Origin of the sequence: Nocardioides marmoriginsengisoli, assembly GCF_003725695.1 — a bacterium.
GTDB lineage: Bacteria > Actinomycetota > Actinomycetes > Propionibacteriales > Nocardioidaceae > Marmoricola > Marmoricola marmoriginsengisoli.
The window spans coordinates 147,406-169,161 of sequence record NZ_RJSE01000007.1; the positions used below are offsets into that span (position 1 = coordinate 147,406).

20 protein-coding genes are annotated in these 21,756 nt (G+C 72.1%); 11 read left to right on the top strand and 9 right to left on the bottom strand.

The window, feature by feature from the left end; translation table 11 throughout:
• Positions 1-13 precede the first annotated feature (13 nt).
• Genes EFK50_RS09370 through EFK50_RS09390 form a run of 5 tightly spaced genes read right to left on the bottom strand, consistent with a single transcriptional unit; the run spans position 14 to position 4,681 of the window.
• Positions 14-685: a response regulator gene (locus EFK50_RS09370; protein WP_123227320.1), complete on the bottom strand. Its 672-nt coding sequence runs from the start codon at positions 683-685 to the stop codon at positions 14-16.
• On the bottom strand, positions 682-1,944 hold the full coding sequence (locus EFK50_RS09375; RefSeq protein WP_123227321.1) for a sensor histidine kinase: 1,263 nt from the start codon (positions 1,942-1,944) through the stop codon (positions 682-684). Before EFK50_RS09375 ends, EFK50_RS09370 begins: the two co-directional genes overlap by 4 nt.
• Before the next feature lie 12 nt (positions 1,945-1,956).
• Positions 1,957-2,895 (bottom strand): D-alanine--D-alanine ligase family protein, encoded by a 939-nt coding sequence (locus EFK50_RS09380; protein WP_123227322.1) that lies wholly within the window; start codon positions 2,893-2,895, stop codon positions 1,957-1,959.
• The gene (gene alr, locus EFK50_RS09385) at positions 2,892-4,058 is read right to left on the bottom strand and encodes an alanine racemase (RefSeq protein WP_123227323.1); all 1,167 of its coding nucleotides are present in this window, start codon (positions 4,056-4,058) and stop codon (positions 2,892-2,894) included. The genes EFK50_RS09380 and alr overlap by 4 nt, the downstream gene beginning before the upstream one ends.
• Entirely contained in the window at positions 4,055-4,681 is a 627-nt protein-coding gene (locus EFK50_RS09390) for a M15 family metallopeptidase (RefSeq protein ID WP_123227324.1), read from the bottom strand. Before EFK50_RS09390 ends, alr begins: the two co-directional genes overlap by 4 nt.
• 179 nt (positions 4,682-4,860) lie before the next feature.
• Here EFK50_RS09390 and EFK50_RS09395 point away from each other — a divergent pair, with 179 nt between their 5' ends.
• From EFK50_RS09395 to EFK50_RS09435, 9 genes are all read left to right on the top strand, one after another.
• On the top strand, positions 4,861-5,067 hold the full coding sequence (locus tag EFK50_RS09395; RefSeq protein ID WP_148046108.1) for a hypothetical protein: 207 nt from the start codon (positions 4,861-4,863) through the stop codon (positions 5,065-5,067).
• A gap of 69 nt (positions 5,068-5,136) precedes the next feature.
• On the top strand, positions 5,137-7,839 hold the full coding sequence (locus EFK50_RS09400) for a DEAD/DEAH box helicase (RefSeq protein WP_123227326.1): 2,703 nt from the start codon (positions 5,137-5,139) through the stop codon (positions 7,837-7,839).
• A complete protein-coding gene (locus EFK50_RS09405; RefSeq protein ID WP_123227327.1) occupies positions 7,832-8,539 on the top strand; it encodes an SWIM zinc finger family protein in 708 nt (235 codons plus the stop codon). Before EFK50_RS09400 ends, EFK50_RS09405 begins: the two co-directional genes overlap by 8 nt.
• 141 nt (positions 8,540-8,680) lie before the next feature.
• Positions 8,681-9,232, top strand: coding sequence for an SACE_7040 family transcriptional regulator (locus EFK50_RS09410; RefSeq protein WP_246004105.1), 552 nt, complete (start codon positions 8,681-8,683; stop codon positions 9,230-9,232).
• Positions 9,233-9,340: 108 nt separating this feature from the next.
• On the top strand, positions 9,341-10,942 hold the full coding sequence (locus EFK50_RS09415) for a carboxyl transferase domain-containing protein (RefSeq protein ID WP_123227329.1): 1,602 nt from the start codon (positions 9,341-9,343) through the stop codon (positions 10,940-10,942).
• A 5-nt stretch (positions 10,943-10,947) separates the two neighbouring features.
• On the top strand, positions 10,948-12,969 hold the full coding sequence (locus EFK50_RS09420) for an ATP-binding protein (protein WP_123227330.1): 2,022 nt from the start codon (positions 10,948-10,950) through the stop codon (positions 12,967-12,969).
• Positions 12,966-13,895, top strand: coding sequence for a hydroxymethylglutaryl-CoA lyase (locus EFK50_RS09425; protein ID WP_123227331.1), 930 nt, complete (start codon positions 12,966-12,968; stop codon positions 13,893-13,895). Before EFK50_RS09420 ends, EFK50_RS09425 begins: the two co-directional genes overlap by 4 nt.
• A gap of 40 nt (positions 13,896-13,935) precedes the next feature.
• Entirely contained in the window at positions 13,936-15,009 is a 1,074-nt protein-coding gene (locus tag EFK50_RS09430; protein ID WP_123227332.1) for a hypothetical protein, read from the top strand.
• A gap of 103 nt (positions 15,010-15,112) precedes the next feature.
• A complete protein-coding gene (locus EFK50_RS09435; protein WP_123227333.1) occupies positions 15,113-16,312 on the top strand; it encodes a hypothetical protein in 1,200 nt (399 codons plus the stop codon).
• Here the strand turns inward: EFK50_RS09435 and EFK50_RS09440 are convergent.
• Positions 16,273-16,953, bottom strand: coding sequence for an EcsC family protein (locus EFK50_RS09440; RefSeq protein ID WP_123227334.1), 681 nt, complete (start codon positions 16,951-16,953; stop codon positions 16,273-16,275). The two genes, EFK50_RS09435 and EFK50_RS09440, sit on opposite strands and share 40 nt — an antisense overlap.
• A gap of 81 nt (positions 16,954-17,034) precedes the next feature.
• On the opposite strand from EFK50_RS09440, the gene aat reads away from it, so the two are divergent.
• The gene (aat, locus tag EFK50_RS09445) at positions 17,035-17,697 is read left to right on the top strand and encodes a leucyl/phenylalanyl-tRNA--protein transferase (protein WP_123227335.1); all 663 of its coding nucleotides are present in this window, start codon (positions 17,035-17,037) and stop codon (positions 17,695-17,697) included.
• A gap of 6 nt (positions 17,698-17,703) precedes the next feature.
• On the opposite strand, the gene EFK50_RS09450 is transcribed toward aat, so the two are convergent.
• The 3 genes from EFK50_RS09450 to EFK50_RS09460 form a co-directional block, all read right to left on the bottom strand.
• The gene (locus EFK50_RS09450; RefSeq protein ID WP_123227336.1) at positions 17,704-18,039 is read right to left on the bottom strand and encodes a rhodanese-like domain-containing protein; all 336 of its coding nucleotides are present in this window, start codon (positions 18,037-18,039) and stop codon (positions 17,704-17,706) included.
• Between the two features lie 114 nt (positions 18,040-18,153).
• Positions 18,154-19,020 carry an Fpg/Nei family DNA glycosylase gene (locus tag EFK50_RS09455; protein ID WP_123227337.1) on the bottom strand — a complete coding sequence of 289 codons (867 nt, stop codon included), beginning with the start codon at positions 19,018-19,020 and terminating at the stop codon, positions 18,154-18,156.
• Positions 19,021-19,039: 19 nt separating this feature from the next.
• Positions 19,040-20,386, bottom strand: a complete 1,347-nt coding sequence (locus tag EFK50_RS09460; protein ID WP_123227338.1) for a hypothetical protein — start codon at positions 20,384-20,386, stop codon at positions 19,040-19,042.
• A gap of 130 nt (positions 20,387-20,516) precedes the next feature.
• Between EFK50_RS09460 and EFK50_RS09465 the strand changes: the two genes are divergently transcribed.
• Positions 20,517-21,725, top strand: coding sequence for an ATP-binding protein (locus EFK50_RS09465; RefSeq protein WP_123227339.1), 1,209 nt, complete (start codon positions 20,517-20,519; stop codon positions 21,723-21,725).
• Positions 21,726-21,756: the final 31 nt, after the last annotated feature.

The following is a 21,756-nucleotide window of genomic DNA, read 5'->3' on the forward strand; positions in this document are numbered from 1 at the left end:
ATCATGGCGGAACTCACCGGGGGACGAGGCCGTGCTCGTGGGCGAACACCACGATCTGGACCCGGTCCCGCAGCGCCAGCTTGCGGAGGATCGCGCCGACGTGGGTCTTCACCGTGGACTCGCTGGCGAAGACCAGGCCGGCGATCTCCGCGTTGGACATCCCGCGCGCCACCGCGTCGAAGACCTCGCGCTCCTTCTCGGTCAGCTCCAGGTAGGGCGCCGGAGCGGGCGTGACCGCCTGGAACTGCTGGTCCATCAGCACCGAGAGGTCCGCCGGCGCGAGCACCGCGTTTCCGGCGTGCACGGTCCGGATCGCGTCGCGCAGCATCACCGGGGTGGTGTCCTTGAGCAGGAAGCCGCTGGCGCCGTACCGGATCGCGGTCGCGGCGCGGTCGTCCAGGTTGAACGTCGTCAGGACGACGACCCGCACCGGCGACGACCGCCGCGCCACCCGGTCGGGGCTGAAGATCTGCCGGGTCGCCTCGACACCGTCCATCTCCGGCATCCGGATGTCCATCAGCACGACGTCCGGCTCCAGCTCGTCGACAAGGCGGACCGCCTCGAACCCGTCGGCCGCCGAACCGATCACGCTCATCCCGTCCTGGGCGCCGACGATCACGGCCACGCCCTCGCGGAAGAGGTCCTGGTCGTCGACGAGCAGGACCTTGATGTCAGAGGTGCTCACGGGTAGACCGTACGCATCGGGATCCAGCCGGTCGCGGTGAAGGTCTGCAGCGACCCTGAGTCGCGGCGCAGGATCTCGAGCCGACCACCCGCGGACTCCAGCCGCCGGCGCATCCCGTGCACTCCTTGGCCGCCGCCCTGGTCCTCGGCCTGCTCGGCCTGCGCGTCGCCCTCGCCGACGAAGTTGGTCACCTCGATGGCCAGCTCGTTGCCCCAGTCCAGGGAGACCGCCAGCACCTTGTTCCGGACCCCGTGCCGGATCGCATTGGTGAGCATCTCCTGGAGCACCCGGTACGCGATCGTGGCGACCTCCGGCGGTAGCGGCCGCGCCGCGCCGGTCTCGGACAACGCGATCTCGTGGCCGCTGGCGCGGACGCCCTCGACCAGGTCCAGCAACCCTCCCGGTGCGGACGAGGACTCCTGCGCCGGAGTCAGCACGTGCCGGACGTCCTGGAGCGAGCTCCGGGCCGAGGTCGCGATGTTCGCCATCGAGAGCCGCAGCGCCGCGGTGTCGGCATCGTCGAGGAACTGCGCCGATTCCGCCTGCGCCAGGATCACCGCGAGGGAGTGGCCGACCACGTCGTGCACGTCGTGCGCGAGCTGGGCCTGCTCCTCCCGGAGCCGGGCGATCTCGCGGGCCTGCTCGCGCTCCCGGTGCGCCTGCGCGGCATCCGCCTCGGCGGCGGCCTGCGATTCCAGCGACTCGGCCGCCCGGCTGCTGAACCGCAGCACCAGACCGGCCATCCACGGCACCGCGAGGCAGGCAGCGGCCAGGACGCCGGCGCCCACCTGCCAGGTGTCGCTGAACTTCTGGACGGTGTCGTAGAAGGTGCGGAACCGCTCCGAGTCGACGACGCTCGCGAAGCCGCGGGCCTTCAGGAACGCGATCGCGATGAACCCTGCCGCCGGGATCGACAGACCGCTCAGGACGACGGTGACGTGGTTGCCCCAGCGCGCGGCACCGAAGCCGACCACGACGACGGCGGCCTCGACCAGGAGCATCGGGATGCCGAAGGCGACCTGCATCGAGCAGACGAACCAGACCAGCAGCAGTGCGAGGCCGGGCGCGCGCCGGGCGAGCCCGACGGTGATCGCGATGAAGATCGCCAGGACGACCAGGTTCACCCGCATGCTGGTGCTGAGGTAGGCGAAGCTGTTCTGCTCGATCAGCCCGGCCACCAGCACCAGGACACCGAGGATCGCGTCCGGCAGCCAGGGCCGGAACGCTGTCCAGCCCGTGCTCGCACCTCGATCGCTCATGGAGCCATTCTCTCAGTCACCGGCGAGCGCGTCCCGCACCAGCAGCTCCAGCAGCTCCGGGTACGGCGTCCCGGCGGCCGCGAACATCTTCGGCGCCTGGGACTGCTCGGTGAAGCCCGGGATCGTGTTGACCTCGTTGAGGACCGGCCCGGACTCGGTGAGGAAGAAGTCGACGCGCGCGACTCCCGCGCACCCGAGGGCGTCGTACATCGTCACGGCGGCGTCCTCGAGACCCTTCAGCTCGGCGGCGTCGATCGCCGCCGGGATCCGGAAGTCGGCGCTGCCGCCGTACTTGCTGTCGAAGTCGAAGAACCCGTCGACGACGATCTCCAGCGCCGGAGCCACCACCCGGCTGCCGTCGGGACGACCGAGGACGGCCAGGTCGATCTCGCGGCCGACCACGACCTCCTCGACCAGGACGCGGTCGTCCAGGGCGAGCGCGGCATCGAGTGCCGCGGCCAGGTCGCGCTCCTCGCGGACCAGGCTGACGCCCTGGCTGGAACCCGCTGCCACCGGCTTCACCACGACCACCCCGTCCCACCCGTACGACGGCGCCGTCGCCGCGGTGAGCAGCACGCCGTCGGCGACCCCGATGCCGTGCGCCTGCGCGATCAGCTTGGTCACCCACTTGTCCATCGCCAGCGCACCGGCGCCGAGCCCGGACCCGACGCACGGCACCCCGGCCAGCTCGCACAGCGCCGCCAGGGTGCCGTCCTCGCCGCGCGGGCCGTGCACCAGCGGGAGCACCGCGTCGCAGGTCTGGAGCAGGTCGATCGCCGTACCGAGGGTGAGCAGCTCGGCGCCGTGGCTCCAGGACCCGTCGACGCCGATGGTCAGCTCGACCACCTGGAAGCGGCTGCGGTCGAAGGCAGCCGATGCGGACGCGGCCGAGGCCAGCGACACCTCGTGCTCGCAGTTCTGGCCGCCGCCGATGACGGCGACCCGGATCATCGGACGCTCCTCAGCGCCGCCGCCGGAGGGCGAGCCGGGCGGAACCCGCGTGCGACCCGCGCCCCCAGGCCGGTGACGATCTCGTGCTCGAGGACGTCGGCCGCGTCCGCCCACTCCCGCACGGTCGGCTCGCCGGCGTCGCCCGGCCCGAAGACCGTGACGATCTCGCCGACCTCGGCCCCCGAGGCGCCGAGGTCGACGACCGCCATGTCCATCGAGATCCGGCCGACGACCGGCACCCGCTCGCCGCGAACCTGCATCTCGGCACGCCCGGACGCGGACCGCGGCAGGCCGTCGGCGTACCCGAGCGGGACCAGCCCGAGGCGGGTCGGGCCGGGCGCGGTCCAGGTGTGGCCGTAGCCGATCGAGGTGCCGCCGTGGATGCTGCGCACCTCGACCAGCGGCGCGGTCAGCGTCAGCGCCGGCCGCAACGCCGTCGTCCGGCTCGGGTCGATGCCGACCAGCCCGGCGCCGACCCGCGTGGTGGTGTGGTGTGCGAGCGGGTCGAGGAGGGTCGCGGAGGTCGCGGCCAGGTGACGCACGGTCGGGCGCAGACCGGCTGCCCGGGCCGTCATCAGGCCCCAGCTGAACCGGTTGCGGCCGCGGCTGTTGCTCGGGTCCTCCGGTACGTCGGCGCAGGGCAGGTGCCCCATCATCCCGACCACGGTGAGCCGGCCCTGGCGCTCCGCCATCCGGGCCGCTCGGCAGAGGTCGGCCCACTCGACCGGGGAGCAGCCGTCCCGGCCCATCCCGGTGTCCAGGCTCAGGTGCACCCGGGCGCCGATGGTCGCGCGGGTGAGCGCGTCGAGGTGGTCGCGGGACGGGATCGCGACGTCGACGTCCTGGCCGACCGCGCCGGCCCAGTCCGCGTCGACAGCGTTCAGCCAGCTCAGCACCGGCGCATGCAGGCCGGCGGCGCGCAACGCCTGCGCCTCGGCGATGCTGGTCACGCCGAGGCTGCTCGCCCCGGCGGCGAGCGCCGTCCGGGCGACCGCGACGGCGCCGTGACCGAAGCCGTCGGCCTTGACCACGGCCATCAGGTCGCCGGTACTGCGGCGGGCCAGCAGCCGGGTGTTCGCGGCGATCGCACTCAGGTCGATCTCCAGGCGGGGCGCGGAGCCGGCGACGGCCGTCCGCGGCGAGGTGCGCACCGGGTGGCTCATGCCGCGGCGTCCGCGACGTACGCCGGACCGTAGAGCGCGGTCGGGGCGCCGGTGATCAGCGCCCAGTAGCGGTCGCCGTACGACCAGTGCCACCACTCGGTCGGGTAGTTGACCAGCCCGGCCGCCTCCAGGGTCGAGGCGAGCAGGTCCCGGTTCGCCCGGGCGTCGGCGGAGATGTCCTCGGCGGCGAAGTAGCAACGCCCGCCGGACTCCTCGGGGGTGGCGTCGATCGCCGTGCCGAGGTCCAGTGCGTCGCCGCAGGCATCGACCAGGGTGAGGTCGACGGCCGCGCCGGCCACGTGCGGAGCCACCTCCAGCGGAGCCACGAACCGGCTGGTCAGCCGGTCCAGCTCGTCCGCGGAGATCCCGGGGCGGAGCGCGCAGATCTCGGCCGAGTAGCGGGCGATGATCGCGAGCTGGTCGGTCGGACGGCGGTACCCCTCGACTACCCGGAGGTCGATCCCCGCCGGCAGCAGCAGGCTTGCCTCCGCGAGCCGGTCGGCGAGGCCGGCACGCACCAGCGCCCGGGCCGGACCGTACGACGGCGGAAGCGTCACCAGGGGCTCGTCGGTGGCCGGCACCGGCACGGCCAGGACGCGAGGGTCGGAGAGCAGGATCGTCATGCCACCCAATCTCGCCCGCGGGGCGGGGGTGCCGCCTCCGCCGCAGGTACCGACCTGCTGACCGGAAGGACGAGATCGTGCTGAAGGTGCGAAGCGAATCCGCGACCAGGCTGCAGCGAATCCGCGACTCAGGTCGGCTCTTCCACTTCCGTGATCGGAACGGACGCGAGGTCGATCTCGTGCTGGAGAGTGACGACCGCCGGGTCGCCGGCGTCGAGACGAAGGCATCCGGCTCGGTCGCAGGAGCCGACTTCAGGGGCCTGACGTTTCTCCGTGACAAGCTCGGGTCGCGCTTCTCGCTGGGGGTCGTCTTCTACACGGGGACCAAGCCGCTGCCGTTCGGTGAGCGGCTGTGGGCCTTGCCGTACTCGGCACTCTGGAGCTGACCCGCGGGGAACTCGCTGGGGGTCCCCGGCGTTAGATTGCAGTCCCGTCAACGCCTGGGAGGCGACTGCGTGAGTTTTGTCCCGTTGCAAGGCCCGGCGACGCTCTACCTCGCCGATCCGCCGCGGGACAGCGAGGTCGAGTTCTCCGGCCCGCAACGGGTGGTGCGGCTGCCGATGCGCGGGGCGATCCCGGTGCTGACCCGCGCGCTGCGCGTCGGCGACGCTCATGCCTCGGTCACGCTGCTCAGCGCGGCGACGATGCTGGCGATGAAGTTCGTCGCCGCGGGCTCGCTGTCGCGCGCCGAGGCCGGCACCGCCTGGCAGGTCGGTCCGCTGACCCACGAGGACGAGGACCGGGTCCGGCAGCTCGCGCTGGCCCGGACCTACGACGAGGTCGACGCCGAGCAGGCCGAGGACCTGGTCCGGGGGCTGCTCGACGCGGTCGCGGACACGATGACGCGGCAGCCGGCGCAGGCGGTCGCGGCCGGGGCGCCGCCGTCCACGGCCCCGCGGACCACCGTCGCCGAACGGCTCAACGAGCGGCTGGCCGACCGGGTGATGGACGACCTCCCCGCCGAGGTCTACGTCTCGCTCCGGGTGGAGGCGCCCGAGGAGGAGCTGGCCGCCGGCACCCTGAGCGTGGTGCCGCAGGTGCACGAGGTCGACCTGGCCACCCACGTCAGCGACCTGGCCGAGCTCTGGTCGGCCGACGACGGCGGCCCCGGCAGTCACGGCTTCGGTCGCAAGGCCCGGGTCAACGCCACCGTCGCGCTCCGCCGGGCCGCCGCCGCATGGCCGGTGCTCGACGGCCTGCTCCGGCGCCGGGTTCCCGACCGGCTCGTGCTCAGCGCCGACGAGTTGGCCGACCTGCTCGAGGTGGGCCTGGAAGCACTCGCCGAGATCGGCGTCGAGGTCTACTGGCCGCGCGGGCTCCGTCAGGAGCTGACACCCCAGGCGCGGGTCGAGGCCCGGGGTGGTGGTGACCGCGAGGAGCCCCTGATGACCGGGCTCTTCGGCCCGGACGCGCTGTTCGCCTTCGACTGGCGGCTGGCGCTCGGCAACGACCCGCTGACCGACGACGAGATGGCGACCCTCGCGGCCGCCAGCACTCCGGTGATCAAGCTCCGCAACAACTGGATGGTGATCGACCCGGCGCTGGCCCGACGCGCCAAGGTCGCGATGGGCAAGCACCGCGACGGCAAGCCGATCGCGCCGGCCGTCGCACTGCGGGCGGCGCTGACCGGCTCCATCGACGTCGACGGCGCCACCGTCGAGGTGCACCCAGGCGCGACGCTGGAGAAGGCGCGCGCCAAGGTCGTCGACGCCGCGACGGTCAGTCCGCTGGAGAGTCCGGGCGGACTCGACGCCACCCTGCGCGACTACCAGCGGCAGGGCTTCACCTGGCTGGCGGAGCTGACCGGGATCGGGCTCGGCGCCTGCCTGGCAGACGACATGGGCCTCGGCAAGACCATCACCGTGATCGCGCTGCACCTGCACCGGCGCGAGCGCGGCCTGGCGAGCGGGCCGACCCTGGTGGTCTGCCCGGCCTCGCTGCTCGGCAACTGGGAACGGGAGGTACGACGGTTCGCCCCGGGCGTGCCGACCCGCCGGTTCCACGGCGCCGACCGTGATCTCACCGGCATCGGTGACGGGTTCGTCTTCACGACGTACGGGACGATGCGGGTCGACCACGAGGCGCTCGCCGCGGTCTCCTGGGACCTGGTCGTCGCGGACGAGGCGCAGCACATCAAGAACGCGACCTCCTCGACCGCGCGCAACCTGCGACTGATCGGCTCGCGCTGCCGGGTCGCCCTCACCGGCACCCCGGTGGAGAACAACCTGACCGAGCTCTGGGCGATCCTGGACTGGGCGACGCCGGGGCTGCTCGGGTCGCGCAACGCCTTCCGCAAGGTCTGGGCGGCGCCGATCGAGAGCGGGGTCGACGCGGCGGTCGCGCGCCAGTTCGCCCAGCTCGTCGAGCCGTTCCTGCTCCGGCGCCGCAAGTCCGATCCGGGGATCGCGCCGGAGCTGCCGCCGAAGACCGAGACCGATCAGGTGGTCGGGCTCACCCAGGAGCAGGTGGTGCTCTACGAGGCGCTGGTCCGGGAGTCGATGGAGCGGATCGAGGCGGCCGACGAGGATGCCCGCCGCGGCCTCGTGCTGGCGCTGCTGACCGGGCTCAAGCAGATCTGCAACCATCCGGCGCACTACCTGCGGCAGCCGAACGGCCGGATCAAGGGGCGCTCGGAGAAGATCGACCTGCTCGACGAGCTGCTCGGCACGATCCTCGCCGAGGACGGCGCGGTGCTCCTCTTCACCCAGTACGTCGCGATGGCGCGACTGCTCGAACGGCACCTCGCCGCCGCGAACGTGCCGACGCTCTTCCTGCACGGCGGCACCCCGATCCGGCAGCGCGAGCAGCTGGTCGACGCGTTCCAGTCCGGCCAGGCTCCCGTCTTCCTGCTCTCCCTGAAGGCCGGCGGCACGGGACTCAACCTGACCCGTGCCGACCACGTGATCCACGTGGACCGGTGGTGGAACCCGGCGGTCGAGGACCAGGCCACCGATCGCGCGTACCGGATCGGCCAGACCCGGCCGGTGCAGGTGCACAAGCTGATCACCGAGGGCACCATCGAGCAGAAGATCGGCGAGCTGCTCACCCGCAAGCGCGGTCTCGCCGAGTCCGTCCTCGGCAACGGCGACGTCGCCCTGACCGAGCTTTCCAACGACGAGCTGCGCGACCTGGTCGCGCTGAGGGCGCCCCATGGGTGACCGTCAGCTCGGCGGGGACCCGATGATCTTCGCGCGCCGCGGCCGGGCGCGCGGTCCGTCGGCGCGCAGCACCACCTGGTGGGGGAAGGCCTGGGTGCGCAGCTTCGAGGAGACGGTGATCGAGCCGAACGACCTGATCACCGCGCGCGGTCTGGCCCGCTCCGGCCGGCTCGGCGCGGTGATGGTGATCTCCGGGATGGCCTCCGCGGTGCTCGACCCGGGCAGCCCCTCTGCATTGATAGCGCAGGTCAAGGTGCGCCGCCTGACCGACGCCCAGTGGGAGACCTTCGCGGTCGAGGTCGCCCGCGAGTCCGGCAACCTGGCGGCGCTGGAGGCCGGCGAGCTGCCGACCGACCTGGTGGAGCACGCCGACGAGGCGGGCGTCGAGGTCGTCCCCGGCCCGGGGGACCTGGACTCGGCCTGCGAGTGCGACGCCTGGGCGCAACCGTGCCTGCACGTCCTGGCGCTCTGCTACCAGCTCGCCTGGCACATCGACGCCGACCCGTACGCACTGCTCCTCCTCCGCGGCCGCACCCGCGAACAGGTCCAGGACCCCGGTACGGCGATCTCCGGTGAGGCCGGCGACGCGGCGGCCCGGGCGGCGACGATCCTGGCGATGGCCGACGACGCCCCGACCGGACACGGGCTGGCGGACACGGCGGTGGCGGCGTACGACGACGAGGTCGGCCGGCTGCTGTAGTGGTGGTCGAGGTGCACGCGCGATCGGACGTCGAGCCTGTCGAGACGCGGTGATAGTGCGCGCAGACCTCACCGCGTCTCGACAAGCTCGACGTCCGGGCACTGGTGAATGCTCGCTAACGCAGCCCCTAAACTCCTCGGTGTGACCACGACCCGCCGCGAGCAGATCCTCGAGACCGCGGCAGGGCTTTTCGCCCAGCACGGGTTCCACGGTGTCTCGATCGCCGACCTCGGCGCGGCGTGCGGGTTCTCCGGTCCGGCGCTCTACAAGCACTTCCGCGGCAAGCAGGCGATCCTCTCGGAGATGCTGGTCTCGATCAGCGAGGAGCTGCTCCGCGAGGGGCGGGCCCGGGTCCGGGCGGCCGAGGACGACCACGCCGCGCTGGTCTCGCTGATCGCCTGGCACGTCGACTTCGCCATCGACCACAAGCCGCTGATCGTGGTGCAGGACCGGGACTGGTCCGCGCTGCCGCTGGAGGCCCGCGAGAAGGTCCGGGAGACCCAGCGCAAGTACGTCGACGTCTGGGTCAAGGTGCTGCGCAAGCTCCGCCCCGAGCTCAGCGGCCCGCAGGGTCAGGCGACCGTGCACGCGGCGTTCGGCCTGATCAACTCGACGCCGCACAGCGCCCTGGTCTCCGACGACGCGATGCGCGAGATCCTCAACCCGATGGCGCTGCGCGCGCTGCTCGGCTGAGCCTCGATCTCGGCCTCGCCGAGCCTGCTCTGGATTTCTCCGTCCACTTCGCCCTACGATAGGTTAACGATCGTTAACTTCGGCTGAGGGTGGACCGTGGCATCGGAAATGAAGGAGCTCGTCGAGCAGTTGCGCGAGCGGCTCGCCGTCGTGCGCTTGGGCGGCTCGGAGAGCGCCCGCAAGAAGCACACCGACCGCGACAAGCTGCTGGTCCGCGACCGCATCGACACCCTGCTCGACCCGGGCAGCCCGTTCCTCGAGCTCAGCGCCCTGGCGGCGTACGGGATGTACGGGACCGGTCCGGAGGACGCGAACGCGGTGCCGAGCGCGAGCGTCGTCACCGGCATCGGGCGGATCGGTGGTCGGCTCTGCATGATCGTCGCGAACGACGCCACCGTGAAGGGCGGCACCTACTACCCGATCACGGTGAAGAAGCACCTCCGCGCCCAGGAGGTCGCCCGCGCCAACAAGCTGCCGTGCATCTACCTGGTCGACTCCGGTGGCGCGTTCCTGCCGATGCAGGACGACGTGTTCCCCGACAAGGAGCACTTCGGCCGGATCTTCTTCAACCAGGCGAACCTGTCCGCCGAGGGCATCCCGCAGATCGCCGCCGTGATGGGGTCCTGCACGGCCGGCGGCGCCTACGTCCCGGCGATGTCCGACGAGACCGTCATCGTCAAGGAGCAGGGCACGATCTTCCTCGGCGGTCCGCCGCTGGTGAAGGCCGCCACCGGTGAGGTCGTCACCGCGGAGGACCTCGGCGGCGGCGACGTCCACGCCCGCAAGTCCGGCGTGGTCGATCACCTGGCCGACGACGACGCGCACGCGCTGGCGATCATCCGGTCGATCGTCGGGACGCTGCCCGAGCAGCGGGGTGCGTCGGGTGCGGGCATCTCGACAAGCTCGATGTCCGGGGTCGGGAGGTCCGCGGCCGAGGTCGAGGAGCCGCGCTTCTCCGCCGAGTCGCTCTACGACGTGGTTCCGACGGACTCGCGGACGCCGTACGACGTCCGCGAGGTGATCGAGCGGATCGTCGATGGCAGCCGGTTCCACGAGTTCAAGAAGCTGTACGGCGAGACCCTGGTCACCGGCTTCGCCACCATCTGGGGGCACCAGGTCGGCATCGTCGCGAACAACGGGATCCTGTTCGCCGAGTCCGCTCGCAAGGGCGCCCACTTCATCGAGCTCTGCAACCAGCGCAAGACGCCGATCATCTTCCTGCAGAACATCTCCGGCTTCATGGTCGGCCGCGAGTACGAGAACAACGGCATCGCCCGGGACGGCGCCAAGCTGGTCACCGCGGTGGCCTGCTCGGTGGTGCCCAAGTTCACCGTCGTGATCGGCGGCTCGTTCGGGGCCGGCAACTACGGCATGTGCGGCCGGGCCTACGACCCGCGCTTCCTGTGGATGTGGCCGAACGCGCGGATCTCGGTGATGGGCGGCGAGCAGGCCGCCTCGGTGCTGGCGACGGTGCGCCGGGACGGGATCGAGGGCAAGGGTGAGGAGTGGAGCGCCGAGGACGAGGAGGCGTTCCGCGCTCCGATCCGGGAGCAGTACGACGTCCAGGGCTCGGCGTACTACTCGACCGCGCGGCTCTGGGACGACGGCATCATCGACCCGGCCGACACCCGCCGGGTGCTCGGCATGGGCCTGGAGGTCGCCGCGCTCGCGCCGGTCCCGGAGCCCCACTACGGAATCTTCAGGATGTAGCGGCCATGACCCGACCGACTGGACGACCCTTCGGCACCCTGCTGGTGGCGAACCGGGGCGAGATCGCCATCCGGGTGATGAAGACCGCGCGGGCGATGGGCCTGCGCACCGTCGCCGTGTACTCCGAGGGCGACCGGCAGGCGCCGCACGTCCGGTACGCCGACGCGGCGGTATTGATCGGACCGACCCCGGCGACCGAGTCCTACCTCTCGATCCCGGCGATCCTCAAGGCCGCCGCCGACACCGGCGCCGAGGCGATCCACCCCGGCTACGGCTTCCTCTCCGAGCGCGCCGAGTTCGCCCGTGCGGTGGTCGACGCCGGCCTGGTCTTCGTCGGCCCGGCCGCCGAGGTGATGGACCGGATGGGCCGCAAGGACCACGCCCGCGAGATCGCGATCGCCGCCGGGGTGCCGGTGGTGCCGTCGTACGCGGCCGTCTCGGAGATCGCGGCCGGCGACTTCCCGGTGCTCGTCAAGGCGGCGGCCGGCGGTGGCGGCAAGGGCATGCGGGTGGTGCGCGCGGCCGACGAGCTCGACGACGCGATCGCCGCAGCCAAGCGCGAAGCGGCCAGCGCCTTCGGTGACGACACCCTCCTGATCGAGAAGTACGTCGAGCGCGGCCGACACGTCGAGGTCCAGGTGATGGGCGACGACCAGGGCAACGTCATCCACCTCTACGAGCGCGACTGCTCGACCCAGCGCCGGCACCAGAAGGTGCTGGAGGAGGCGCCGGCGCCGACGCTCAGCGCCGACCTCCGCCGGCTGCTCACCGAGTCCTCGGTCGCGCTCTCCGAGCAGGTCGGCTACGTCAACGCGGGCACGGTCGAGTTCCTGGTGGACGCGACGCCGGGGGTCGACGCGGCGTACTTCCTGGAGATGAACACCCGGCTCCAGGTCGAGCACCCGGTGACCGAGGCGATCACGGGCCTCGACCTGGTCGAGCTGCAGCTCCGGGTCGCGATGGGCAAGCCGCTGTCGCTGACCCAGGACGACGTGACGGTCACCGGCCACGCGATCGAGGCCCGGGTCTACGCCGAGGACGCCTTCGGCGGGTTCCTGCCCCAGGCCGGGACGGCGGAGATGGTGCGCTGGTCCGACCGCTCCCGCAACGACGTGGCGCTGGAGCCCCGCCAGGTGGTCAGCAGCTCCTACGACCCGATGCTCGGCAAGGTGATCGTGCACGGCCCCGACCGGGAGGCTGCCCGCAAGCTGCTGATCGGCGCGCTGGACGGCACCGCGATCCTCGGCCTGACCACCAACGTCGGGTTCCTCCGCGGACTCGCCGCCAGCCCCGCCTTCCGGGACTGCGCGATCGACACCGCGTGGCTCGACCGGCACCCCGACGAGATCGCGCCGGTCGGCAGCAAGGTCGCGGCGATCTTCGCGGCCTGGGCGATCGCCGACGACGAGATCGGCCAGCAGCCCGGCAACCCGTTCGGGACCGCCGACGGTTGGCGGCTCGCCGGACCGGCCGCGCCCGCCACGATCCTGCTGGTGGTCGACGGCGAGGAGACCCGCTGGTCGGTCTCCTGGAAGCGCATCGTCGGCCCGTACGGCGAGTCGTCGACCCGGCTGATCGCCCGCGAGCCCGATCGGCTGCGGATCGAGATCGACGGCCGGATCCGGGAGGCCGCCGTACGGGTCGGTCCGCGCAGTGTCGACGTCGTCGTCCTCGGCAACGCGTTCACCTTCGACCGGCCGGATCCGTTCGCGCCCGGCGCCGCGAGCCAGGACTCCTCCGGCGCGGTGCTCGCGCCGATGCCCGGGACGGTGCTCGCGATCGACGTCGCCGTCGGCGACCGGGTCGAGGAGGGGCAGCGGCTCGGGGTGATCGAGGCGATGAAGATGGAGCTGGCGCTGAAGGCGCCGTTCGCCGGGACCGTCGTCCAGGTCGGTGCTGCCGTGGGCGGCCAGGTCGATCTCAAGCAGCAGCTCTTCGAGGTGACAGCCTCGGACGTCGAGGTGACGGCCTCGGACGCCGGGGGGACGGCCTCGGACGTCGAGCCTGTCGAGACGAGGCGACCATGAGTGCCGGCAGCTCGACAAGCTCGATGCCCGGTGACCGCGACGTCACGATTTACGAGGTGGGTCCCCGCGACGGCCTGCAGAACGAGAAGGGCATCGTGCCGGTGGCGGCCAAGGCGGAGTTCATCACCCGCCTGGTGGCGGCCGGCCTGCCGATCGTGGAGGCGACCTCGTTCGTGCACCCGAAGTGGGTCCCGCAGCTGGCCGACGCCGCCGAGCTGATCGAGCTGCTCGGCCCCGACGGCCGCAAGCACCCGGTGCTGGTCCCGAACGAACGCGGCCTGGACCGTGCCCTCGAGCTCGGCTGCGAGCACCTCGCCATCTTCGGCAGCGCCACCGAGACCTTCGCCCGGAAGAACCTCAACTCCTCCCTCGACGAGCAGTTCGCGATGTTCGAGCCGACGGTGGCCCGGGCCCGCGCGGCCGGGATGGACGTCCGCGCCTACATCAGCATGTGCTTCGGCGACCCGTGGGAGGGTGCGGTCCCGGTCGACCAGGTGGTCGCGGTCGGCAAGCGGCTCTTCGACCTCGGCGCCAGCCAGCTCTCCCTCGGCGACACCATCGGCGTCGGCACCACGGGCCAGGTCGGCGCGCTGCTCGACGCGTTCAACGCGGCCGGACTGCCCGACGACGTGCTGGCGGTGCACTTCCACGACACCTACGGCCAGGCGCTGGCCAACGCGTACGCGGCCTGGCAGCACGGCATCCGGACCTTCGACGCCAGCGCCGGCGGACTCGGCGGCTGCCCGTACGCGGAGAGCGCCACCGGCAACCTCGCCACCGAGGACCTGGTGTGGATGTTCCGCGGGCTGGGCGTCGAGACCGGGGTCGACCTGGACGCGCTGGTCGCGACCAGCACCTGGATGGCCGGGGTGCTCGGCAAGCCCAGCGTCTCCCGCGTGGTGACCGCGCTAGCGGGTTCCGCCTAGTCCGCACCGCGGCCCGGACGGCGTACGGCAGAATGCGGCCATGCCACGTCGCGTCTTCCTCCACATCGGGACACCGAAGAGTGGGACGTCGTACCTGCAGGACCGTCTCGACCTCAACCGGGACGCGGTCGCGAAGGCCGGGCTCACCTACCTGCCGACCCGGACCGGTGACCACTTCGAGGCCGCGCTCGACCTGATCGAGGAGCGCTGGGCCGGGCAGGGCGCCGTCGCGAAGGGCCAGTGGGCGGCCATCGTCGCCGAGGCCAAGCGGACCTCCGGGGACGTGCTGATCAGTCACGAGATCCTGGCCGCCGCCTCGTCGGCGCAGGTGGCGAAGGCGATGGCCGCGTTCGCGGGCGACGAGGTGCACGTCATCCTCACCGCGCGCGACCTGGCCCGGCAGATCCCGGCCGAGTGGCAGGAGCTGATCAAGCACCGCAGCCGCAGGTCGTTCAAGAAGTTCATGAGCGAGGTCGCCCAGGGCCGCCGCTCCTCCCCGACGCTGTGGTTCTGGCGGGTGCAGAGCATCCCGGACGTCCTCACCCGCTGGGGCAACGGGCTCGCGCCGGCACAGGTGCACGTCGTCACGGTGCCGCCGAAGGGCGGACCTCCCGGAGAGCTCTGGAAGCGGTTCGCCGGAGTGGTCGGCATCGACCCGCGGGTGGCGAAGGTCGAGAGCACCAACTTCAACGCCTCCCTCGGCGTGGCCGAGGCCTCGGTGGTGCGCCGGCTCAACAAGCTGCTCAGCCCGAAGCGGATCCCGCGCGCCGTCTACATCGACCTGGTCCGCGACGTCGTGGTCCGCGGTTCCCTGGGGGCACGGCCGGACCCGATCCCGGTGGTCGTGCCGCAGGGTCGCTGGCCGTTCGTCGAGAAGGTGACCGGCGAGTGGCTCGAGTGGATCCAGGGTGCGGGCGTCGACGTCGTCGGCGACCTCAGCGACCTGGTCCCGGCCCGGCCCGGTCCGGACCACGTCTGGATCCACCCCGACGAGCCGCCGGCGGACCAGGTCGCGGATGCCGCGATCGAAGCCCTGGCGGCGGTGATCGCCGGGGTCGCGCCGACGCACACCTCCCCGGTACGGCGGATCGCGCGCAAGCTGCTGCGCGGGTGATCTGCTCCGTCGGCGGACCTGCGCCGATTGGTAGGCTGACGCTGCCTTGTTCGGGCCGTTTCCAGGGCTTTCCCGGGGGACGACGTGACGCAGTGAGGGTTTGATGGCAACGAAGGTGATCCTCCACGTCGGCTCCCCGAAGACCGGCACCTCGCTCCTGCAGGAGATGTTCTTCGCCGAGCGCGAGCGGCTGAGCGAGCAGGGGATCCTCTACCCGGCTGAGCGCTTCGACGCGCACTTCCTGGCCGCGCTGGACCTGATGGACCTGAAGTGGGGCGGCCTCGAGGCCCAGGCCGTCGGTGCCTGGGACCGGTTGGCCGCGGAGGTCCGGGACTGGCCCGGCACCGTGATCATCAGCCACGAGATCCTGGCTCGGGCGACGCCCGACCAGGTCGCGCGGGCACTCGCCTCGCTCGGCGGCGAGGTGCACATCGTGCTCTCGGCGCGGGACCTCGTCCGGCAGATCCCGGCCGAGTGGCAGGAGAACGTCAAGCACCGCCGGGTGAAGACCTACGCCGACTTCCTCGACGGCATCCGCGACCCGGAGCGGAGCAGCATCCTCGGGCAGTGGTTCTGGGGCGTCCAGGAGACGCCGGCCGTCCTCGAGCGGTGGGGCGCCGGCGTACCGCGTGAGCAGGTGCACCTGGTCACGGTGCCGCCGCCGGGTGCTCCGAAGGACCAGCTGTGGCAGCGGTTCGCGCAGGTCTTCGGCTTCGACCCGCAGGCGTTCCCCGCACCCGGTACCCGGGCGAACCACTCGCTCGGCGTGGCCGAGGCGACCGCCGTACGACGCCTCAACGAGCAGATCGCGACCGCGGTGCCGAACCACCACTACCGGGCCCTGGTCCGGGAGAGCCTGGTCCACCAGAACCTCTCCCAGGAGCGTGCCTCGTCGCGGATCTCGGTGCCCGACGACGTCTGGGCGTGGGCCGAGCAGCTCAGCCGCACCTGGGTCGCCGAGATCGCGCTCCAGGGGTACGACGTCGTCGGCGACCTGGACGACCTGGTCCCGCAACCCGCCCTCCCGTACGTCGACCCAGCGGCCTCGACGTCCGAGGAGCAGTCCGCGGTGCTGCTCCGCGCGCTGACCGCGATGACGGTCGAGGCCGCCCGGCTGCGCGACGAGATCGAGCTGCGCGACGCCGAGATCGGGCGCCTGCACGGTGAGCTCGCCGCGGTCTACGCGACCCGGACCTACCGGATGAAGCAGCGCCTGGTGGCGGCCGCCGACAACAGCAGGACCGCCGCCGTGGGACTTGCGGCCTACCGGCGCTTGCGCGGCAAGAACTCGCGCTCGACGTAGCGGCCGATCTTCCAGGTCACGAACGCGTCGGTGCCGGCGCCGACGACACCGCCGACGACCGGGACCCGGCGCCCGACCGTGGTGGCCAGCCGCTTGCCCGCCGCCCGGGTGATCAGCTCGGAGGCGACCTCGTTGGCGAGCACCGTGTCCAGCGCGGGGTCGTGCATCGCGGTGCCGGCGACCTCCATCGGCGTGCCCGGCAGCTCACGCTGCTTGATCATCTTGAGGATCCGCTCCTCGCCGAGCAGGCAGGCCAGGATCGCGTCCCGGACCCGCTGGTCGTCGAGGTCGTAGCCGCGCAGGTGCACGATGCCGGCGACCATCCGGCACTGGATCAGCGCCAGGCCGGTGATGTTGGTCGGCACCGTGAAGGCCATCGTGACCAGGCCGCCGATGTTGGTCAGGAAGCCCTGCGTCGCGGCGTACCGGACGTGGTTCTCGATGACGTCGTGGGTGGCGCGCTCGATGTCGCCGCCGTTCTGGGCGAGCTGCTTGTCGGCCGCGGCAGCCGCGCTCGGCAGCGGGCCGACACCGGAGATGGCCTTGGCCAGCGCCTGGTGCACGAAGGCGGCCGACAGGTTCGGCGCGACCTGGGTGACTTTGGGGGCGAGGGCTGCACCCATCCGCTTGGCGACGCTCATGACGCGAGCCTAGTGGGCGCGTGGCGACGGAGGGGCCGAGCCGGTCGTCCCGGTCCGCCGGAAACCCGCGATGATGGGCGCATGCCGATCGACCCCGGACCGTCGCGCTGGGCGATGCCGACACCGCCGCCCTCCGCGGGCGACTTCCTCGGGATCGGCGCGGACCTGGAACCGGCGACGCTGCTGGACGCCTACGCGGGCGGGCTCTTCCCGATGCCGGAGGGGCCGGACGAGATCGGCTGGTGGTCGCCGCGACATCGCGGGGTGCTGCCGCTCGACGGGCTGCGGGTCTCCCGGTCGCTGCGCGCCTCGGTCCGCCGCTACGAGGTGCGGGTCGACACCGCCTTCGCCGCGGTGGTCGCCGGGTGCGCCGACCCGGCGCGCGACGGCAGCTGGATCGACGACCGGATCGCGGGCGCCTACCGGCGGCTGCACGAGCTCGGCTGGGCGCACTCGGTGGAGACCTGGCACGACGGCGAGCTGGTCGGCGGGCTCTACGGGATCGCGATCGGCGGGTTGTTCGCCGGGGAGTCGATGTACTCCCGGTCGCGGGATGCGTCCAAGGTGGCGCTGGTAGGCCTGGTCGGGCTGCTCGCCGACGAGCACGCGGCCGAGAGGGTCATCGACACCCAGTGGCGGACCGACCACCTGGGCACCCTGGGCGTGGTCGAGATCCCGCGGGCGTCGTACCTGGAGCGGTTGGAGCGGGCGCTCCGACTGCCGCTGCCGGCAGCCTTCGGGTGAAGCCGGTCAGACCACCATCGGGTCGCCGGCGTCGCTGACCATCGCTCGGCCGGCGGCCGCCCACTCGAGCATCCCGCCGTCGAGGTTGATCGCCTCGCGGCCGGACTGCACCAGGAAGCCGGTCGCCTGCGCGGACCGGCCGCCGACCTTGCAGACCACCAGGACCTGGGACTCGGTCGGCACCTCGTCGACGCGCTCCATCAGCTCCATCAGCGGGATGTGCAGCGCGCCGTCGATCCGGCCGTGCGCCCACTCGACGGGTTCCCGTACGTCGAGCACGGTGAGGCCCTCGGGAAGCGGGTCGGGGACCTGGTCGACGGTGACCGTGGGGATGCCGTTCATGGCGACCAAGATACGTCCCCGGACATCGAGCTCGTCGAGGTGCCCGCACCTGTGCGCGGACGTCACCACGTCTCGACAGGCTCGACGTCCGAGAGCCCGCACCTACGCGCCGACCTACTTCAGCAGCTTCGACATCCGCCGGTCGGCCAGGGGCTTGCCGCCGGTCTGGCAGGTTGCGCAGTACTGGAGGCTGCGGTCGGCGAACGAGACCGAGCGGACGATGTCACCGCAGACCGGGCACTTCTCGCCGGCCTGACCGTGCACGGCCATGTTCGACTTCTTCTCGCGCTTGAGCTCGCTCGCCGGCAATCCGTCGGCTCGGGCGACCGCGTCGCCGAGGACGCTGCGGATCGTGTCGTGGAGCAGCTGGACCTCGAACTCGGTCAGGCTGTTCGCCGGCTTGAACGGCGACATCTTGGCGGCGTGCAGGATCTCGTCGGAGTAGGCGTTCCCGATCCCGGCGATGGTGCTCTGGTAACGGAGAACGCCCTTGATCTGGGCGCGCCCGGCCGTCTCCAGGATGCCCGCGAGCACGTCGGTGGTGAACTCCTCGGCCAGCGGGTCCGGGCCGAGCCGGGCGATCCCCTCGACGTCCTGCGGGTCCCGGACGACGTACAGGGCGAGGCTCTTGCGGGTGCCGGCCTCGGTGATGTCCAGGCCGCTGCCGTCGTCCAGGATCACCCGCGCGGCGAGCGGGGACTTGCTGTTCGGCTTCGCCGGCAGCTTGGGGACCTCGTCCTTCCAGCGCACCCACCCGGCCAGCGCGAGGTGCAGCACCAGGTGCGTGCCGGAGACGTCGAAGTCGAGGAACTTGCCGTGCCGGCTGACCCCGTCGACCATCCCGCCGGAGAGCGCGGTGATCGGCGGGTCGTAGGTCTTCAGGCAGCTGAAGTTGGCGATGTCGACCCGGACGATCGCGCGACCGTCGAGCCGCTTCGCCAGGTCGTGGGCGAGCGCTTCCACCTCGGGCAGCTCGGGCATGCCGGAAATCTACTCGTGTTCAGCAGAGGCCGAGCAACTTCTGGAGCGCGTTGCACGGCTTGGGGGTCGTGGTCGGGGTGGGAGTCGGGGTCGGGGTCGGCTCCGCGGTGGTCGGCGGGTCGCTCGGACGCGGGGTCGACGACGGCTTCGTGGTCGGCTTCTTGGTGGGCGTCGACTTCTTCGTCGGCTTGGCGGCCGCGGTGGTCGCGTCAGCCGTGGCGGCGTCGGTCGGGGTGGCGGTCGGGGTCGGTGCCTCGGTGGTGGCGGCCGGGGTCGTCGGCGCAGTCTCCGGAGCCTCGGGTCCGCCGATGGAGGGCGGCAGCGTCGGGTCGTCCGCGGTGGCGCTCGGGGTGGTGCCGGCCGATGCCGGCGTGGTGCCGTCGTCACCGCCGCTGAGGACGACCGCGACGACGGCTACGGCGGCGGCCGTGACCGCGGCCAGGGCTACCAGCCTGCGTCGCCTGCCTCGCTTCCGGGCTCCGGCAGCGGAGGCCACACCCACCGCGGCCACCTCGGTGGTGTCGTCGGTGGCCGTGGCTTCGCTCGCCCAGGGTTCGAACGGGACCGGTGTGGTCACCTCGAGAGCAGCCGGTACGGCGGCCAGCGCGGCGACCTCGGTGTCGTCGGGTTCGGCGGCCCACGGCTCGACCGCCTCGGTGGCGGCTGCAACACCGGCGACGGGCGCGATCGGGGCTGAGGCGACCGGGTGCAGCACCGCGGGGTCGATGAGCGCACCGAGTGCGGTGTTGCTGGAGGCGATCTCGTGGAACGCCTCCGTGCACCAGGCGCAGGTGCTCAGGTGCACCCAGGCCTCGGCGGACATGTTCTTGGTCGAACCCTCGGCCACCGACATCAGCGCGATGTGCGGGCGCCGGCAGGCGGTCGAGATGGCGTTGTCGGCGTGCTCGGCGAGGTAGTAGTGCTGGAGCACGGTGAGCGCGCGGGCGTGGTCGTCGTCGAGCGCCTGGTCGGCGGCGATCGTGCGCAGGCTGTCCTGGGTCGCCTCGTCCAGCTCGGCGAACGACCGGGTCATCGCGGCCGAGACGAACACGTCGGGGTGCCCGGCCGCGTTGCCCGGGTCCGGGGTCTGGTCGTCGCCCTCGCCGAGCTCGCGGACGGCGGAGGTCACGAACTCCTCGACGTCCTCCCGGGGTCCTCGGCCGATCGCGATCGCGGCGATGGTGCCGATCAGGGCCTCGGCGGCGAGCCCGGGGACCTCGGCCGGCTCGACGTACTGGCGGGCCGCGGTGAGCGCGGTCGGCCAGTACCGGACCCAGAGCCGGGCGGCGGATCCGACGTCGCCGGCGCCGATGCTGTCGGTGATCTCGGCATCGCCGAGAACATCGGATGCAAGTGTGATGGCCACCGTGGTCTTCTCCCGAGTCGAGGGCAACGCGTTCGATCCTAAGCGCATCGGGCGGATCGGCGCAGCGACGTCCATACGACTCGCTACCGATGTCTAAGGAATTCCCTAGACAACTGGATACTCTCTGATCATGGACCCGATCCGGAACCCGTACGCCCCTGGTGCCGGCCAGCGGCCCCCAGAACTTGCGGGCCGCGACGACCAGCTCGGTGCGTTCGACGTCGTCCTGGAGCGGATCGCCCACGGTCGTCCGGAGCGGTCGCTGGTGCTTACCGGCCTCCGCGGCGTCGGCAAGACGGTCCTGCTCAACGCGCTCCGCTCCGCCGCCGTACGACGGGGATGGGGGACCGGGAAGCTCGAGGCGCGTCCGGACCAGGGCCTGCGCCGACCGCTGTCGAGTGCCCTGCACCAGGCGGTCCGCGAGCTCGGCCACCCCGAGCCGGCCCAGGTGGACCAGGTGCTCGGTGTGATCCGGGCGTTCGCGCAACGTGACGCCGCACCGGGCGCCAAGCTGCGCGACGTCTGGAACCCGGGGATCGAGGCTCCGGTGGTGAAGGGTCGCGCGGACTCGGGCGACATCGAGATCGACCTGGTGGAGCTGTTCAGCGACGCCGGCGGGCTGGCCGCGGACGTGGGCAAGGGGGTCGCGGTCTTCATCGACGAGATGCAGGACCTCGGCCCGGACGACGTCTCCGCGCTCTGCGCCGCCTGCCACGAGATCAGCCAGTCGGGGCTGCCGATGATCGTCGTCGGCGCCGGTCTGCCGCACCTCCCGGCGGTGCTCTCGGCGAGCAAGTCCTACTCCGAGCGGTTGTTCCGCTACCAGCGGATCGACCGGCTCGGGCGGGCCGAGGCCGACCGGGCGCTGGCCGCCCCGGCGGCCGAGGAGTCCGCCGCCTACGACGACGACGCGCTCGCGGCGATGTACGCCGCGACCGGCGGCTACCCGTACTTCATCCAGGCCTACGGCAAGGCGGTCTGGGACGTCGCGCCGAGCAGCCCGATCACCGCGGCCGACGTGGCGGTCGCCGCTCCCGAGGCCGAGACCGAGCTCGCGGTGGGGTTCTTCGGCAGCCGCTACGAGCGGGCGACGCCGGGGGAGCGGGAGTACCTGCGGGCGATGGCTGATGCCGCGGTCGCCCGCGCCGAGTCCGGCGAGGACCTCGACGTCATCGAGTCCGTCCCGACCGCGGACGTCGCCGCCGTACTCGGGAAGAAGCCGCAGTCCCTCTCCCCGGCCCGCGACGCCCTCCTCAAGAAGGGCCTGATCTACTCCGCCGAACGAGGCCGGATCGCCTTCACCGTCCCCCATTTCGGTCGCTATCTCCGGGATCGCTGATCCGCTGATCGACGGGCCGAAACGCCCGGTT